This is a genomic window from Indibacter alkaliphilus LW1, from assembly GCF_000295935.2.
GTDB classification, from domain to species: domain Bacteria; phylum Bacteroidota; class Bacteroidia; order Cytophagales; family Cyclobacteriaceae; genus Indibacter; species Indibacter alkaliphilus.
On record NZ_ALWO02000011.1, the window covers coordinates 23,198 to 39,912 of the forward strand.

The 16,715-nt window shown below is 39.9% G+C and carries 13 protein-coding genes; 6 read left to right on the forward strand and 7 right to left on the reverse strand.

What is annotated here, in order from left to right; all coding sequences use genetic code 11:
* Positions 1–6: 6 nt before the first annotated feature.
* Entirely contained in the window at positions 7–849 is an 843-nt protein-coding gene (locus A33Q_RS01435) for a sugar phosphate isomerase/epimerase family protein (protein WP_016254480.1), read from the reverse strand.
* 183 nt (positions 850–1,032) lie between these two features.
* On the opposite strand from A33Q_RS01435, the gene A33Q_RS01440 reads away from it, so the two are divergent.
* Entirely contained in the window at positions 1,033–1,410 is a 378-nt protein-coding gene (locus A33Q_RS01440; protein ID WP_009034061.1) for a VOC family protein, read from the forward strand.
* Positions 1,411–1,417: 7 nt separating this feature from the next.
* On the opposite strand, the gene A33Q_RS01445 is transcribed toward A33Q_RS01440, so the two are convergent.
* The gene (locus A33Q_RS01445) at positions 1,418–5,068 is read right to left on the reverse strand and encodes an alpha-L-rhamnosidase (protein WP_009034062.1); all 3,651 of its coding nucleotides are present in this window, start codon (positions 5,066–5,068) and stop codon (positions 1,418–1,420) included.
* 19 nt (positions 5,069–5,087) lie between these two features.
* Positions 5,088–7,787, reverse strand: a complete 2,700-nt coding sequence (locus tag A33Q_RS01450; protein ID WP_009034063.1) for a glycoside hydrolase family 78 protein — start codon at positions 7,785–7,787, stop codon at positions 5,088–5,090.
* Positions 7,788–7,985: 198 nt separating this feature from the next.
* Between A33Q_RS01450 and A33Q_RS01455 the strand changes: the two genes are divergently transcribed.
* Together A33Q_RS01455 and A33Q_RS01460 are read left to right on the forward strand one after the other, a co-directional pair.
* Positions 7,986–9,239: an alkaline phosphatase family protein gene (locus A33Q_RS01455; protein ID WP_009034064.1), complete on the forward strand. Its 1,254-nt coding sequence runs from the start codon at positions 7,986–7,988 to the stop codon at positions 9,237–9,239.
* Positions 9,226–9,633, forward strand: coding sequence for a group III truncated hemoglobin (locus tag A33Q_RS01460; protein ID WP_009034065.1), 408 nt, complete (start codon positions 9,226–9,228; stop codon positions 9,631–9,633). The genes A33Q_RS01455 and A33Q_RS01460 overlap by 14 nt, the downstream gene beginning before the upstream one ends.
* An 11-nt stretch (positions 9,634–9,644) precedes the next feature.
* Here A33Q_RS01460 and A33Q_RS01465 read toward each other — a convergent pair whose 3' ends face one another.
* Both A33Q_RS01465 and A33Q_RS01470 read right to left on the reverse strand, forming a co-directional pair.
* Positions 9,645–10,259, reverse strand: a complete 615-nt coding sequence (locus A33Q_RS01465) for an NADPH-dependent F420 reductase (protein WP_009034066.1) — start codon at positions 10,257–10,259, stop codon at positions 9,645–9,647.
* A gap of 316 nt (positions 10,260–10,575) precedes the next feature.
* A complete protein-coding gene (locus tag A33Q_RS01470) occupies positions 10,576–11,355 on the reverse strand; it encodes a tryptophan-rich sensory protein (RefSeq protein ID WP_009034067.1) in 780 nt (259 codons plus the stop codon).
* A 160-nt stretch (positions 11,356–11,515) separates the two neighbouring features.
* Here A33Q_RS01470 and A33Q_RS01475 point away from each other — a divergent pair, with 160 nt between their 5' ends.
* Entirely contained in the window at positions 11,516–12,850 is a 1,335-nt protein-coding gene (locus A33Q_RS01475) for a metal-dependent hydrolase family protein (protein ID WP_009034068.1), read from the forward strand.
* 24 nt (positions 12,851–12,874) lie between these two features.
* Here the strand turns inward: A33Q_RS01475 and A33Q_RS01480 are convergent, their stop codons facing one another.
* The gene (locus A33Q_RS01480) at positions 12,875–13,486 is read right to left on the reverse strand and encodes a Uma2 family endonuclease (protein WP_009034069.1); all 612 of its coding nucleotides are present in this window, start codon (positions 13,484–13,486) and stop codon (positions 12,875–12,877) included.
* A 263-nt stretch (positions 13,487–13,749) separates the two neighbouring features.
* Here A33Q_RS01480 and A33Q_RS01485 point away from each other — a divergent pair, with 263 nt between their 5' ends.
* Entirely contained in the window at positions 13,750–14,604 is an 855-nt protein-coding gene (locus A33Q_RS01485; RefSeq protein WP_009034070.1) for an alpha/beta hydrolase, read from the forward strand.
* Between the two features lie 111 nt (positions 14,605–14,715).
* Positions 14,716–15,924: an ATP-binding protein gene (locus tag A33Q_RS01490; RefSeq protein WP_009034071.1), complete on the forward strand. Its 1,209-nt coding sequence runs from the start codon at positions 14,716–14,718 to the stop codon at positions 15,922–15,924.
* Positions 15,925–16,034: 110 nt separating this feature from the next.
* Here the strand turns inward: A33Q_RS01490 and A33Q_RS01495 are convergent, their stop codons facing one another.
* Positions 16,035–16,589: an REP-associated tyrosine transposase gene (locus tag A33Q_RS01495; protein WP_009034072.1), complete on the reverse strand. Its 555-nt coding sequence runs from the start codon at positions 16,587–16,589 to the stop codon at positions 16,035–16,037.
* Positions 16,590–16,715: the final 126 nt, after the last annotated feature.

The following is a 16,715-nucleotide window of genomic DNA, read 5'->3' on the forward strand; positions in this document are numbered from 1 at the left end:
AATCGGTCATTTGGCCTGGCTCTTGACCTTATTGATATAGGCAACACTTTGAGAAATCTGCTCTACAGATCTGGATGACTCATCTTCTATCACCAAATAGTCTATTTTATGCTTGACCGCCAATTCTATCAGAGTTTTGATATCGACATCTCCTTCTCCAAGAACCACATTAGTCTCCACATCCCCTCTACCGTCTTTGGATCCTGGAGTTCCTTTTTCCCGGTCTTTCAGGTGAAGTAGTGGATACAGTTTTGGATTTGCTTTGAAATAGGCAACAGGATCTCCTCCGCCCATTTGCACCCAATATACATCCATGTTAAACTTGTAGTTTTTGGCATTTTTGACCATTTCGTCAAACAAAACACCTGAGCCATGCGAAGTAAATTCATAACCGTGAGGATGGTACAATAGGGTGACGCCTGCTTTTTTCAACTCTGCCCCTGCTTTATTGAAAACCTCTATCGCTTCTTTGGTTTCCTTGATCGAAAAGCTTCCATCACCATCATGAGGTATCCAAAAACAAGTCGCATATTTTGCTCCATAAGCTTTTGCCTGGTCAATGATCTTCTGGATATTATTGTTTTTCAGGTCATTGTAATCAGCCCCGACTCCAATAACAGAAAGGCCCATTTCGGAGATCATTTTCTTGTATTTTTCTTGGGTCATTCCGTATGTACCTCCTCCTTCAAGGAATTTGATCCCCCAATCAGCTACAAGCTGGTGAGAACCTTTGACATCATCTTTGGTCTGGTTGCGAAGACTGTACATTTGCAGGGCTATTTCCTGCGCCTGCACTTGGGCTGTCAAAAGAATGGCAAGCCCGAGCATTAGTGTTGTTATTTTGTTCATGGTCCAATTGGGTTTGATCTGGAATATTGTCAAAAATCAACAGATTCCACCTTCTTTTTTTACGAGTGGAATATTTATTTTTTCAATTCTGATTAGATCAATGAAAACACATAAATTGTGTATCAAAGAGCAGATTTAATATACATTCAAAATAAGGAATCCTAAAACACTAAATTAGAAAAAATGAAACATGTAGTAGTCGGCTGGTTTGAAATACCTGTCTCAGATATGGAAAGAGCTATGTCTTTTTACGGAAAAGTTTTTGATTGTCAATTGGAAAGAAACCAAATGGGTCCTTTTGATATGGCATGGTTCCCTTGGGACCATGAGCAAAAGGGCGCTGGCGGTAGCCTGGTCAGACACAAGGAGGACTACCAGCCCAGTGACAAAGGTGTTTTGGTTTACTTTTCTTCTGTAGACATTGATACTGAACTTTCAAAAGTCAAGGTAGCCGGAGGCAAAGTCCTTCAGGAAAAAACACTGATTGCAAAGGATGTAGGCTATATGGCACTTTTCGCAGATTCTGAAGGAAATAGGATTGCCCTGCACTCTCAACAATGATCTTCAGTTAAAATATAGACCTGTCAGGTTTTTGAACCCTGACAGGTCTATTTCCTTTTTCCACTTTAAATTGATACCTCCCTGATCCAAGTAGAATCTTTACAATACCTTCTTCCTGATCCAGCACTTTAATACCCAATGCTTCTTTAAGCAGCTTCCCACTTAAAATTACTTGAGTAATGTCCGAAGCTTGAAGCTTTAGTATTGCCTCGGTATTGGTAGGTACGGAAAATTCATAAATGATAGAATCCTCCTCGATCTTCCAGCTGCTTTCAATTCTTCCGTACATGGAATCGTAATGACCCTTTGCCCAAGTCATGACTTCATCTGGGTCAGGTTTGGGCTGCAATACAAATTTTTGAAATCCCGGAGAGCTTAGATCTCGCTGTATTCCCAAGGAATAATTTATCATCCAAGCTCCAATAGCACCAAACGAATAATGATTGAAAGAATTCATACTATTATTGCCGCCAAAGCCATCTTCTATTGTAAAAGAATTCAGCCTTTCCCAGATGGTAGTAGCACCATTGACTACAGAATATAGCCAAGAGGGATAAGAGGTCTGTTGCAATAAACGATAAACTGTTTCATGTTTGCCAGCCTCTGAAAGTGCTGTCGCGATAGAAGCCGTTCCGATAAAACCTGTCATCAAAGAATACTCGGGTCTATTCTGGTCCAGGTCATCTACATTTTTACGCTGTATGGTTTCCAAAAAATTTGACAATGTCCTCTCTTTATATTTTTCCTCCACTGCACCCATATCAAGAGCAATTGCATAGGAACCTTGTGTGTCAACCAATTGCCCTTTAGCCGATTGATGAACTGCTGCTGATTCTCCTAGAGGAAGCATTACTCCAGTTTGCATTCCGGATTTAATGGTCTTGCCGTCACTATTCAAATACGTCTTGTTAAAAAAGGCTCTTCTTTCAGCCCATTTTGAGTGGTATTTTCCCCTCTCTGACTCACTGCCTAAAATCTCTGAAACCTTCTCCAAGATTTCCAAACAGTAAATCTGATATGCAGTCCAAAGCAAAGTATTGTCGTTTTTATTGTTTTCGGGACTAAGCCAGTCTCCTAATGGGCCTTCATTTAAAATCCCTTCGCCAGAGGTTTTATCCTCCAAAAAATCCACATACCGCTGCATAGCACTGTAATGATCTGAAAGCACTTTTTCATCTCCATATTGGAGATAAGTTTCCCAAGGAACGATAATCCCAGCAGCTCCCCATAATGTCCCTCCAAAACCACCACCCACTGGGGCTACATCTGGAAAGCGACCATCAGGTTTTTGAATATCCCTCATAGCCAACAGATGCCTTTTAAGAAAGAGGTTGACATCAGCCATATAAGTAGCTGTTCGGGCAAAAACATTGATATCACCCGACCAGCCCATACGTTCATTTCTTGCGGGAGTATCAGTAGGAATAGAAAGGAAGTTCCCTCGCATAGACCAAGTAATATTTTCCCAAAGTTTATTCACCAGTGGATTTGAAGTTTCATAATGTGCTGTCAGCTCATCAATGGAACTGACCACCAACCCTTGTACGTCTTCAATCGGAATAGCATTATCAATTCCGGTAATTTCCAAAAACCTGTAACCATGAAAAGTGAAGCGGGGTTGGATGACTTCATTTCCACCTTTAGCAATAAAAATGTCCTGAGCCAAAGCAGCACGGATATTTTCCAACATAATCATTCCTTCCAATCCCTCATGTTCAGGCAAATTAGGATACTTTACCTCAGCAAAACGCATAGTAACCTTTTGACCCGGTCTTGCATCCTTCAATTGGATTTTTGGAAAACCAACCAAATTCTGCCCCATATCATACACAAAAACCCCAGGTCTTACCTCCTCCACACTTTTTGCATGTAGTGTTTTTACAATTTTAGGGCTAGGATCCTGATGATAGATGAATTTCATTTGATCATAGCCGCGGATAAGCTCAGCACTTTGGGGATTTCCATTAGGATCCATAAAAGCTGTTCCTTCTAAGGGCACTTCCTGAGAAAATTTCCAGTCACCATCATCAAACCCTTTTTCAGTCCAACCATTTAATTCCTTTCCACCATCATATACCTCTCCCTGAAAAAAACTTCCATACCTAATCGGGCCATCGTGATAAATTTTCCAAGTCTCAGGATCTGAAACCACAATCTGCTCAGAACCATCTTCATAACTGATAACCAGTTTCGCCAAGAGCGATTGCCTGTCTCCAAAATAATTCCAATTCTCACCACTGTAAGTAATATTGCCAGACCACCAGCCTTCACTCAACCAAGCCGCAATTACATTTTCAGAATCCTGTTCCAGATCAATGGAGTAAACCTGATAGGGATGATGTTTGTCATATTGGGTCAGGCCAGGATTGAAATAATCATTTCCTACACGGTATCCGTTTGCATATACTTCATAAATTCCCCTTGCTGTGATATACAATCTAGCATTTTCAATTTTCTTATTTTCAGTTCTAAAAACCGTTCTTAACATTGGACTTGCATTTCTACTGGGATCTGCCAGTATCAATGTACCGTTTTGACCTCCACTCAACTGATATTTATTTCCGCTGATGCTTAAGCCTGGACCATAAAAAATACTTTTAGAATCATTTAATTTTTCAAAAAAAAGCAAATTGGAAGGCTGTCTGAAATTGCGAATCTGTACTCCGAAGAAATTCGCATTCTGCCCAGCCTTTAACCAAAAACCGATATCACCAAGCATAGGGAAGCTGATAAAATTATTCCCTGCTCCAATCGGATTAAGATTAAGTCCCTGTTGTTGGAAACGAGGTGCATTTGGATCAAAAGGGGAGATTCTGTTTTCAGGATTTTCTCCATTGATGTAAATGGTAAAAACTCCAAAATTGGATTCTGCAAAAATGTCATGTCGCTCATGCATATTCCCTAAATTGATAATTGACTTAGGAATCTCTAGACTTTTGAAGATCTCATCTCTCTTGTCCGAAAGGTCATAACCCACACGATATACATGCAACTTAGCCAATCCTCCTGCTTCCTTCAAACCGGAAATATCCAATTCAAAAGCAATGAAACTGTCATTCTTCCCACTTTCTACTCCTTGGATATTCAAATTTGAATCCATCAACCTTGCATCATTTGCACCAAAAACAAAGGCTGCTTGATCAGAGTTTTCCACTATCTGAATACCATAGTGGAATTTATAGACAGAAAAATAGTGAGAATAAAATACCAGGTCATTATCTCCCCCTCCTATCCACTTTGCGCCTGACCAAGCATCATAGGAATCATCAAAAAGCCCCGTGAAAAAATCACCCTCATGGACTGCTTCATAGCCTTCATTATCCCATACCCGAAGACGATATGTGTAATTACTATTGGGCTTCAATAAATTGCTGCCATTCAAGTTGATACCAATAGCGGAAGAACTTGCTATCTTTCCTGAGTTCCAGACTTCGAAGCCTTTTTTATCATTTACTTGAATCGAGTAAGCCTCTTGTACAACTCCATTTCTTTCTTCTCCAGCCAACAATTGCCAGGAGAAACGCGGGTTAGGAGTATTTATAGTAATGCCATCTTTTGGCACGCTGTATTCTACTCTGACATTTTGAATCTTAAGCTGTGCAAAAACTTGTCCGTAACTCAGCATCAATGCCAAGAATAAAAGGTATATTTTTTTCATAGAAAGTGACAGATCTTATTTACCGAGTGAAAGTATATATCCCAGATCCTATTTCAACTTTGACATAACCATTTTCCTCACCCAGGATTTTTAGTGATTGACTGGATGAAATGGAATTGTTGTTTTCTTTGACGGTTGAGCTGCTTGTGGATGGGATATATACTGTTGCCCGTGTATTGACAGGCACTTGAACCTCTAGGCTGAATTGCCCATTGTCAAGCTTCCACTCTGAAACAATCTTTCCATAATAGGTATCAAGAGCTCCCTTTGCATGGGTAAAACCTCCCCCAAGTAATGGCTTTACTACAAATTCTTTGTACCCGGGATGTTCAGGATCAGTATCGATTCCAGCAAGATTTCTATACATCCAATCGCCGATAGCACCGTAAGCATAATGGTTGTAGGAGTTCATGCTTGGCACCTGCACATCACCGTTGGGTTTGATCCCATCCCATCTCTCCCAAATGGTGGTGGCTCCCATGGTGACCGGGTACAGCCAAGAAGGATATTTTTCTCTTAGCAAAAGTTCAAAGGCTAGGCCATCATACCCAAACCTGCTTAGCACATGATTGAGGTAGGGAGTACCCAAAAATCCAGTAGTCAAGTGCACCCCATAGGATCTGATGTTCTCCACCAACCTTTTTGCTGCATCTTCCCGCATACTTTCAGGCAACATATCAAAGTGCAAAGCCAATACATAGGCAGTCTGTGTGCTGGACACCAAGCGCCCATTAGGAGTGACATACTCTTTCAAAAAGGCATCTTTTACATTTTTCAATAATGCTTCGTAATTCTTTTGGTCAGCTTCTTTCCCCAATACCTTTGCCGTATGGATCATGATCTGTACCGAATGGGCAAAAAAACATTGAGCAATCAGGTACTTATCTGTAACAGCAGCCCTTCCGTCATTGTCGTCATCCGGTCTGTAAAACAACCAGTCTCCAAAGTGAAAACCGGTATTCCAAAGGTGATCTTTTGAATTACTTTCCATAAATCCCACCCAATTCACCATACTCTCATATTGTTCTTCCAATATTCTTCTGTCGCCATATACCATGTACATGTCCCATGGAATGATTGTAGCAGCATCTGCCCAACCAGCAGAACCAGCCGCATCTTTCCCAAGCACATTCGGAATGACAAAAGGCACCGCACCATCCTCTCTCTGATCCAGTTCAAGATCTCTAAGCCATTTGGTGAAAAAGGAGTGCACATTGAAATTATAGGCTGCAGTTCTGGAAAATGCCTGAGCATCTCCCGTCCAGCCCAACCTTTCATCCCTTTGAGGGCAGTCAGTGGGCACATCCAGGAAATTACCCCTTTGCCCCCATTGGATATTGTGCTGCAATTGGTTGATCAATTCGTGAGAACTGGCAAACTCGCCGGTCTTTTCCATATCGGAGTACAATGCCACAGCGGTAAAATCTTCAGGAATGATATCTCCTTCAAAATCATCAATCCTGATATACCTAAAACCAAAAAATGTGAAATGTGGCTCGTAAGTCTGCTCGCCTTCTTTGAGGGTGTAAATCAACTCTGCTTTTGCCGCCCGTAGATTTTCGGTGTAGAAATTCCCGTCTTTATCCAGGATTTCGGCATGCGTCATCCTGAATTTATCACCGGATTTCCCCTTCACTTTGAATTGCACCCACCCTACCAGATTCTGTCCAAAGTCAAGCACTTTTTCTCCTTTGGGTGTTGTGATCATCTCTATCGGCTTGAAAGTCTCCTGCTTCCTTATAGGTTCATTGTAGGTAGCCACTAAGCTTTCATATCCGTAATCTTTAATTTGTACCGCTTTCCAATTTGTCTGGTTAAAACCTTCCTTGTTCCAACCTGCCATTTCCATCCGGGCATCGTAAATTTCTCCATTGTAAATATCTGCACTAAGGATCGGCCCATAATTACACGTCCAGGAATCATCTGACAGTATCCTTTCCTTTGTCCCGTCAGCATACTCCAAAACCAGCTCCATCAAAAAGGATATTTCATCTCCATAATAGTTTTTCTGCCCTGAAAAACCTATGTAGCCCCTATACCAGCCAGATCCCAACACGACTCCAAGCGCATTTTTGCTTTTGACTTTATCAGTCACGTCATAAACCTGATACTGTATCCGGTCTTGGTAGGCTGTCCAACCCGGGGTGAGATAGTCATCTCCGATTTTCTCACCATTAAGATACGCTTGATACAAACCTCTTGCTGTGATGTAAGCTGTTGCGGACTTGATTTTTTTAGTACTTGAAAATTCTTTCCTGAAATAGGGACTGGACCTATTTTCATCCTCCTCAAATCCCAAGCCCACCCAATCAGCCGACCAGTCTGCCGGATCAAAATAACCAGTCCTAAAGCTTCCTGTTTTGCTCCAACCAGATGACTGCCCATGATTATCCCAAGTCCTTACCTGCCAGAAATAAGTTGTATTGGACTCAAGTGGAGAGCCTTCGTATTCAACTAAGACAGATTGGTCGGATTCTACTTTGCCGGAGGTCCATAACATTTGCCTGAAATTTTCACTTGTGGAAATCCTGATTTCATAAGCTTTCTGAAGGGTATTTCTTTTTTCCGATTCAAGATACCAGGTAAACCGGGGCACTTTGACATCCATTCCAATCGGATTAATCTGATTTTCGGTACGCAACTGGACAACACTTAATTTTGCAAAAAGAGAAATACAGGGGACTAAAAAAATCGCCAAGGCAAGTAGAAATTTTTTCATAGTAATTGGGTCAATATTTTTGAAATTTTCGATTTCCACTTACAATATACTCATTATGTACTATTGACACTATCCTGAAGTATCCTGTTAAGAGGTTGGAAGAGTTGGTACACCAAAGGATTTTCACCTTTACAATGAATTGTCTTTGTATTGGAAGACTCCAGACTTTACATTTAAGCCTCAGTTAAACAAACTCACATGACAAAAGCGAATAGTCTTATATTTTTACTGAATTTCATATTGACAAGCTTTGCTTGGGCTCAGGAAAGAAACCCCTATGTCATCTTGATTTCACTGGATGGCTACAGGCATGATTATACTGAAAGGTTCAGACCCGAAAATATTTCCAGATTTATCCAAGGAGGTACTGCTGCGCATTCTTTGATTCCTTCATTTCCAAGCAAGACATTTCCAAATCATTATAGCATAGCCACAGGAATGAAACCCGAAAATCATGGTTTGGTCAATAATGCATTTTACGAACCAGAGAAAGATCAAACCTATGTCATCAATGATAGAAGTATTGTTGAGGATGGTTATTGGTATGGGGGAACTCCATTGTGGGTATTGGCAGAGCAAAATGATATCAAAGCGGCAAGCTATTTTTTTGTCGGAACAGAGGCTCCAGTCCAAGGACTTCAACCTTCTTACTTTTATAATTATGATGGTAAGATTTCCAACTTAACAAGAATTTCCAAGGTATTTGAATGGCTTCAATTGCCGGAAGAAGAAAGACCAAGGTTGATAACGTTGTATTTTTCTGACATGGATGATGTAGGTCATAGGTATGGGCCAAATAATAATGAGGAGTTAAAAAAGAAAATCACCAAACTTGACAGGGAGCTTGGGGCATTATTTGAGGGGTTAAAAAGTTTCGATGAAGAAATCAATATTTTTATAGTATCAGACCATGGAATGACAAATGTTCCCCGGGAAAACCTTTTGAACCTTGATCATATCACTGAGAAAGTCAAAGCACGTGTGATCAACAATGGAGCACTGGCTCATCTATATCTGGATAACCCTTTGGAGATAGAAGAAATTTACCTCAAACTCAATGCAGTAGAGGGGCCTTTCAAAGTGGCAAAAATAAAGGATAAAGACTACTATCAGAATACAGAAACTTACGGCAATAGATTAGGTGATCTTTTGATTCTTCCTGATCTGGGCTTTTATTTGGCCACCTCTCAGGATATGGTAAAATACCAAAACCGGGCCGCAATGTTCAAAACAAATGAATTTGGAGAACATGGATACAGCCCGAAGTACAAGGATATGCACGGGATTTTTTATGCCAATGGTCCGGATATCAAAAATTCACATAAAATACCTTCATTCGAGAACTTTCATGTATATCCTTTGATTTGTAAGATATTGGGGTTACCAATTCCTGATTCAATCGATGGAAAGCTTGAAATCCTAGAACATATTTTGGAGAATGATACAAATTAGAAAAGATATAGAATCACGGACTGATGTCAGCCATTTAGTGAGGAGCTTTTATGCCCAGGTCCGAAATCATGATAAACTGGGCCCTATTTTCAATGGAATTGTAGATGATTGGGAATCGCATTTGGAAAGACTCACAGACTTTTGGGAGATCGTAATCCTAAATTCGGGACCAGGGGCCGGGAAGTTCAGCCCAGTACCTGTTCACAAGGAGGTAGACAAAAACACCGGCAATAGTATCCAACAAGCTCATTTTGGCCATTGGCTTGAACTCTGGTTCAGCACATTGGATACTTATTTTATGGGAAAAAACGCAGATTTTGCAAAAGAACACGCCCGAAGAATGGCCCACATTCTATTTTTCAGGATAATGGAAGGTAGAACTGCAAAACCTTAGAAAAACCTCTGTCAAACCCCGATAAGTTTAAAATGATAGTCTAAATTTTCATTTTTCTGCAGACTGATTTCTTTCCTTAGGTGATAAACTGCTTCCAATAGACGGGCATTTTCCAATCCCCCAGCATCGACACCTTTGAAGCCAATTGTAGCAATAAGTCTGCTTACAATCTTTTTTTCAGGAATATCCGGGCCGCAAAAATAAGTTTCTTTGACCAGCCCCATAGGATCTGTGAGTGGATAATCCAACCCCAGATTATTAAAGGCCTTAAATAGATACCCTTCATTCACTGCCAGTTTTAAGACATCAGTATTGCAAGGTGTATCGTCTGCGTAAATGGCATTTGTGCAGTCAATAATAATTTTCCCAGAAAGGTCGGCTTCAGCCAATTCTTCTGCCACCCCATATAGGTATTCATTTTCACAGCATATGAGTAAAAAAACAGACTCTTCAATTACTTCTTTGTAGGTACTGACTTTTCCTGGAGACATTTTTAAGATTTTCCACTCAATCCCTTTGGCTTCAAAATCCTGCCTGACCCCAAAGTGAACTATATTCGCTCTTGAAGACAGAATGTCGCCTAGGTAAAGCGCCAATCGGGTGCCGCCTATAATTCCTATTTCCATAAATTTCAAGTTTAGAAGATTGGTAAATTGCCCCGGTTTGTGGTGCTGAGCTAAGGGGTGAGAAGCAATTTTTCCAAATTTTATCTCGGAATTTAATGGATAATTTTGACCAATGCAAAATTTTGTTTGTTAAGTTATTGTAAACCAATTTTTTAAGGACAGGATACGGAAATCAGAGTTTCAAATAACAATGTATAATTCCTTAATCCTCAGTTATAACACTCAAAAAAATAAGAACCAAAGCTATTAACTAAAAAAAGGGGGGTACTGCCTTTCAAAATCATACAAGATATTGGTCACTCAAAGACCACTTTAATTACTTACCAAGTAATTTTGCTAGGGGATTTGTACGACGGTTTTTATAAGCATGGTAGATACTTGACAAAAACAGAATTCCTGCTAAGATCAAAGCTGAGTATGCTATGAGAGTTTCATTTTCCAATTGCCTGAAAAATATAGCCAAATAAGCCCATACACCAACCAATGCCGCTTCCCTCATATTTCTAGAATTAATCAATAAAAGATAAATTATTGTCGCAACGATCAAGACCATGACAGTCCACATCACATGGTTTTCAAGAAAGTCCAACGTGTAAAACAAAACAGAGGTATTGACTACAGTGGCTACTACAACCCATCCAGTATAAATGCAGATTGGCCACCAGACAAAAGCAATAATATCTAATGGCGCATCCCAGATTTCAAGTCTCAACCTGAACACCAAAACCATCAGGCAGCCCAAAAGAGCAAAAATAACCAATACGGAAGTGCCTATCATTTCAGAAGTCCAAACAACTATCCACATGCCATTGAAAATATTTGAAAGTCCAAACCAGACGGAAGCAGGTACCAGGGATTTATGGTTTTGCTTTTTGAAAAAAGATATCCATTGAAAAAGCAAAAAGCCAAAAAGCAACAAATAAATCACCCCCCAAATCGCAAAAGCATAACCTGCAGGAGTAATCAGAGTATCAAACTGATTACTGATTTCACCAACAGATTTTCTTTCGCCAACGCCCGAACCGTACAGATAATTTAAAAATAACGTTAAACAGAATGTAAGCGAATTGAAAATCAACAGAGATATATTCTTCATAAGTGTTTCATTTTAGTGTATAAAGTGAATATATGCGGGATTTGTTTTAGGGTTTTGTAGTTCTAATTGAGTTAATTTCCAGTCTTTGAAAGTACATTTATCAGTAAATTCACTGTCATAACCTTACTTTTTCATTAAATTATTGAAAATTTTTCACACCATGAGACAACGAATTCAATATACCTATATCACATATCTCCTTTTATTCTTTGCGAGCCTTTCCGCTTGGGCACAAAATGAGGAAAAAATCATATTCACAAATGTAAGATTATTGGATTTGAACTCAGGATCTTTGACCAGCCCAAGAAATGTCTTGATCGAAGAAGGAAAGATAAAAAACATCTTTTCTGGAACAGAAAATCCAGGAGAAGCAAAGATAATTGATGGGTCAGGAAGGACACTGATGCCTGGACTCATTGATGTGCATGTCCATATGGCATTTGGAGCACTGACCATGCGGGAAATGATGTCGCCCATGCTTTCTGAGGGAGTGATCATGGAGAAGGTAGGTGGTAATGCGGAAAGGATGCTGATGCGAGGCTTTACCTCTGTAAGGGATGCGGGCGGTCCTATCTTTCCTTTGAAAATGGGGATAGATGCAGGCAAACTTACAGGCCCAAGAATTTGGCCATCGGGAGCTACGATTTCGCAGACAGCCGGACATGGAGACTTCAGAACACCTGACGAAAAGTCTAGAAGGTTCTTCGGTGAGCCTTCAAGAGCAGAGCGTTTCAATGCTACTTTTATTGCAGATGGACGAGATGAAGTTTTGACTGCCACAAGAGAAAACTTGCGCTTTGGTGCCAGTCAGATCAAGTTGATGGCAGGAGGAGGCACTTCCTCTGCTTATGACCCTGTGGATGTGACCCAATATACTTTTGATGAAATGCGGGCTGCTGTCGAAGCGGCGGAGGATTGGGGTACCTATGTAATGGTGCATGCCTATACTCCTAGAGCCGTGCAGAGAGCTATCAAGGCAGGTGTCAAATGCGTGGAACATGGGCAGATGCTGGATCAGAAGACTTTGAGATTGATGAAGAGAAAAGGGGTGTGGTTGAGTACACAAAACCTTGTGGAGAGCACTCCTGATATGGATCCACAAAGAGTCGAAAAACGTAAGCCTGTGATTGAGGGCCAAGCGCAACTTTGGCCTATGGCCAAAAAGATGAAGTTGAAGATCGCTTGGGGGACAGATTTTTTGTTCGAACCAGAGCTGAACGAACAGCAGAATTCCTATATCCTACGCCTTCAGCAGTGGTTTAGTAATGCTGAAATTCTCAAGATGGTCACAGCGGACAATGCTGAGTTGCTACAGCTTTCGGGGCTAAGAAGTCCCTATCCTGGCAGATTGGGCGTGGTGGAAGAAGGAGCCTTGGCAGATTTGATTTTAGTGGATGGTAACCCTTTGGCTGACCTTTCATTGATTGCCAATCCTGCCGAAAAGTTTGTGGTAATTATGAAGGATGGGAAGATTTATAAAAATTTGGTGGAGTAAGCGGCTCGTATATCCCCTTCAGTGCTAATGTTGTAGATTCTCGAATACTTCGGTCAGATCAAGTTCAAAACCAGCTACAGCATTGGACTTTACTATGTCGCCTATGGTAAACAGTCTTGAAGCTATATACTTTTCCTTGACCAAGGTGTAGATCAACAAAGTACATTCATTGGGATGAATTACCCAGTATTCTTTCACGCCTGATTCTTCGTACACTTCATATTTATTTTGGAGTTCTTTTTTGTTGTTTCCTGGGGATAGGATCTCTACGACTAGGTCGGGTGCGCCGATACATCCTAGTTCATCTAATTTATCAGGATCACATACCACGCAGATATCCGGCTGAACAACCGTATCAATGTCCTCGTGTTTTTTTGACTTCCCAGGGAGCCTTACATCGAAAGGAGCAGCATAAATTTTACAAGGTTGCCTTTCCAGAAAGTTGTAAAGCATATTAAAAATTTTCCCAGAAACATCTTGATGAATTCTTCTAGGAGCTGCTGCCTGTTTGAAAACCTTACCTTTGATCAACTCGACCATTTCTTCCATCTGCCAAGTCAGGTAATCCGCATAAGTGTAACTACCGTATGCTGAAGTTGGCTCTTCAACTTTGTTTTTCAGCTCTTGCTTTTCCATAAGGATAAATTTACTGATTATAAGGGAGAAAGGAAATTTGGAATTTAAGGTGGATTAGAATCTTAAGTAAGGCTTCATACTGTAAAGACGATGATTTTGATAAAAATGTAACAGATGATCTTTTTCTAATATAAAATACACAGGTCCTAACTTTTTGTTCTATAATAATGCTTGGACAAAGGATATGGAATGTAGAATTGATAATTTAAAACACTGCTATGCTACGTTTGTTATCAAAGTTGAAACGTTCTTTAATTAAATCCATGAAATTTCACTCCGGTTATCTTGCTTACACCATGCTTTTGTTGATATCTTTTTCTTGTTCTCTAAAACGGGTTCAGCGGAGTAAAGAAATCACCTATATGGAAAAGGGACTTTTAGAGAATCTTCCTGAAAAACAATTGAATGTCTTTGCTCCCAAAAAGGCAGATGGCAAGCAGCCAGTTATGCTCTTTATCCATGGCGGCAGTTGGCAATCAGGGAATAAAGATATCTACAACTTTCTTGGAGCAAGATTGGCAAGGAAGGGCATCTTAGCAGTCATCATTGATTATCCACTCAGTCCCGACTATCAAGTTCATGACATGGCAAAGACATCTGCGCAGGCTGTTAAATGGACTGAGGAAAACATCAATACTTATGGAGGTGATCCTGAAAGGATATTCGTCTCGGGACATTCTGCGGGTGGGCATTTGGCAAGTTTGATTTCTGTTCGGAATGAATATTTTGACACCTTGGGCGTGGAAAATCCCATCGTGGGAACAATTCTCATAGATGCGGCGGGTCTGGATATGCATTGGTTTTTGAAAGAAATGAATTATGAGCCAGGGACAAAATATCTCCGTGCATTTACAGATGACTCACTGGTATGGAAAGATACCTCTCCGATCTACTACTTAGATGAAAATGATCCCCCTATGTTGATCATGATGGGCGGAAGAACGCTTCCCGGGATAGAAAAGACAACGGAAAGGTTTTTGGAAGAATATAAAAAATTAGAACCTGAGCCCAATTTTCACCTACAAAAAAGGAAGAAACACATACCGATGATTGCCCAGTTTTTCTACACGCCAAATAGAGTATATAAGTGGATCGAGGAATTTATGGAGGTTAAGTGATGAGTTAAAAGTTGTAAGTATGATTACAACATTTTGATATTTTTGATTAAGTTGTAAGTATGTTTATAATAAGTTGTATATTTGTATATTCTTGTAATCATAATTACATATATGTTCCAGATACCCAAAAATTTAAATACCCGTCAGGATTACCTGGATAAGATTAAACCCTTTATTGGAAAAGGTTTGGTGAAAGTTTTGACCGGACAGAGAAGGGTCGGGAAAAGTTATTTGTTGTATCAGCTAATTCAGGAACTTCAAGATAAAGACATCAATACCCCGGTAATTTACATCAACAAAGAAGACCTTGATTTTGCGTGGATGAAAGAAGCCAAAGACCTGCACCAGTATGTCAGGGACAAAAAAGTGTCTGGTAGGATGAATTATGTATTTATTGATGAAATACAGGATATTGTAGATTTTGGGGATGCATTAAGGTCATTGCTCTTGGATGAAGAACTCGATATCTATTGTACCGGAAGTAATGCCAATTTGCTTTCTGGTGATATCGCTGGGAACCTTAGCGGAAGGTATATAGAAATTACAGTTTACAGCCTTTCCTACCTCGAATTTTTGGAATTTCATCAATTGGAGGACAGGTCTGAAAACCTTGAAAAATATTTGAAATATGGAGGATTGCCATATTTAAAGCATTTGGAACTGAAAGATCACATTGTCTTCGAGTATTTAAAAAACATTTATGGAACAATTGTATACCGCGATATCATCAACAGGTATAGAGTAAGGAATACGACATTTCTTGAGCAGCTTGTCTTTTTTTTGGCAAGCAATACAGGAAGCCTGTTTTCAGCGAAGAAAATTTCTGATTTTTTAAAATCCCAAAAAATAAATATGGCACACAATCAGGTACAAACATACACCGAGTATTTGTGCAATGCGTTTTTGATCCACAAAGTACCACGGTTTGACATAGTGGGAAAGCGTTTGTTTGAGATAGGTGACAAGTATTACTTCGAAAATCTCGGAATCCGACACGGAATTTGGGGCTACCGACCTGAAGACAGAGGCAAGATTCTGGAAAATGTGGTGTACAATCATTTACTCTTCAAAGGATATAAAGTCAAAGTTGGTGTATTGGGAAATGAGGAGATTGATTTTGTTTGTCAAAAAGATGGAGAAACCACCTACTATCAGGTTGCGCTAACCCTGAACGAAACCAAAACGATGGAAAGGGAATTTGGCAATCTTCAAAAAATCAACGACAACTACCCAAAAACCGTCATCACCATGGACAAGTTTGATGGGAATACTTTTGATGGGATTCAGCAGATGGATTTGAGGAGTTTCTTGAAGGGTTGACAGACTGGTTCAAGTCTTCAGACTTGGACCAAAAACATCACAGTCTTTAGACTGTGAAAAAGCAGTCTGAAGACTGCAACTATACTAGTCCAAGACAAAGTCTTGAACTACTACTCCACCAAAATCACATCCATCAGCCTATCCGTCAAGCCTGCATAATTTGCAGCACTGCTGTACAGATATTCTTCAGACGAAAGTACGATTCCCGCTTCGACTGGATTATAGTGGATATAGTTTAGACACCTTAGTAGCTTATTATTAGTGTTCAGTTCTATAGGATGACTGTGTTGCTGCCATACTTGAAAACTTTTATTGTTGGGGTTGAATTTACCTGCTTTACTAAAATGCCAGAGCAAAAAATCTTTTCTGCTTTCCTGGGAATTCATTTGGATTTCTTCGATGATTTTTACTGAAGTGAATTTCTTGACATCTCTGATAATCCCTTCCAAGGGCTGCTCGCAATTTCTACCTATTATAAAGTGCGCATGGGAAGACATAATGCAAAAAGCACATAGATCTAAACCTTTGTTCTGCTGACAGTAACGAAATGAATCCATTAAAATGTATCTGTAAACCCGTCTTGTGAATAAATCTATCCATTCAACGATAGTAAAAGTCACAAAGTAAAGTTTTTCCTGATCTCTGATTTTGTATTTTCTGCTCATGGATAAAAGTTTTGATTGAAAAATGTAAATTAATTTAGTTCACAATTGTTGTTTCTTCAATAGTGCTTGTTGATTTTTTGGTTCAAGACTTAGTCTAGGACCAACTTTACGACAGTCTTCAGACTG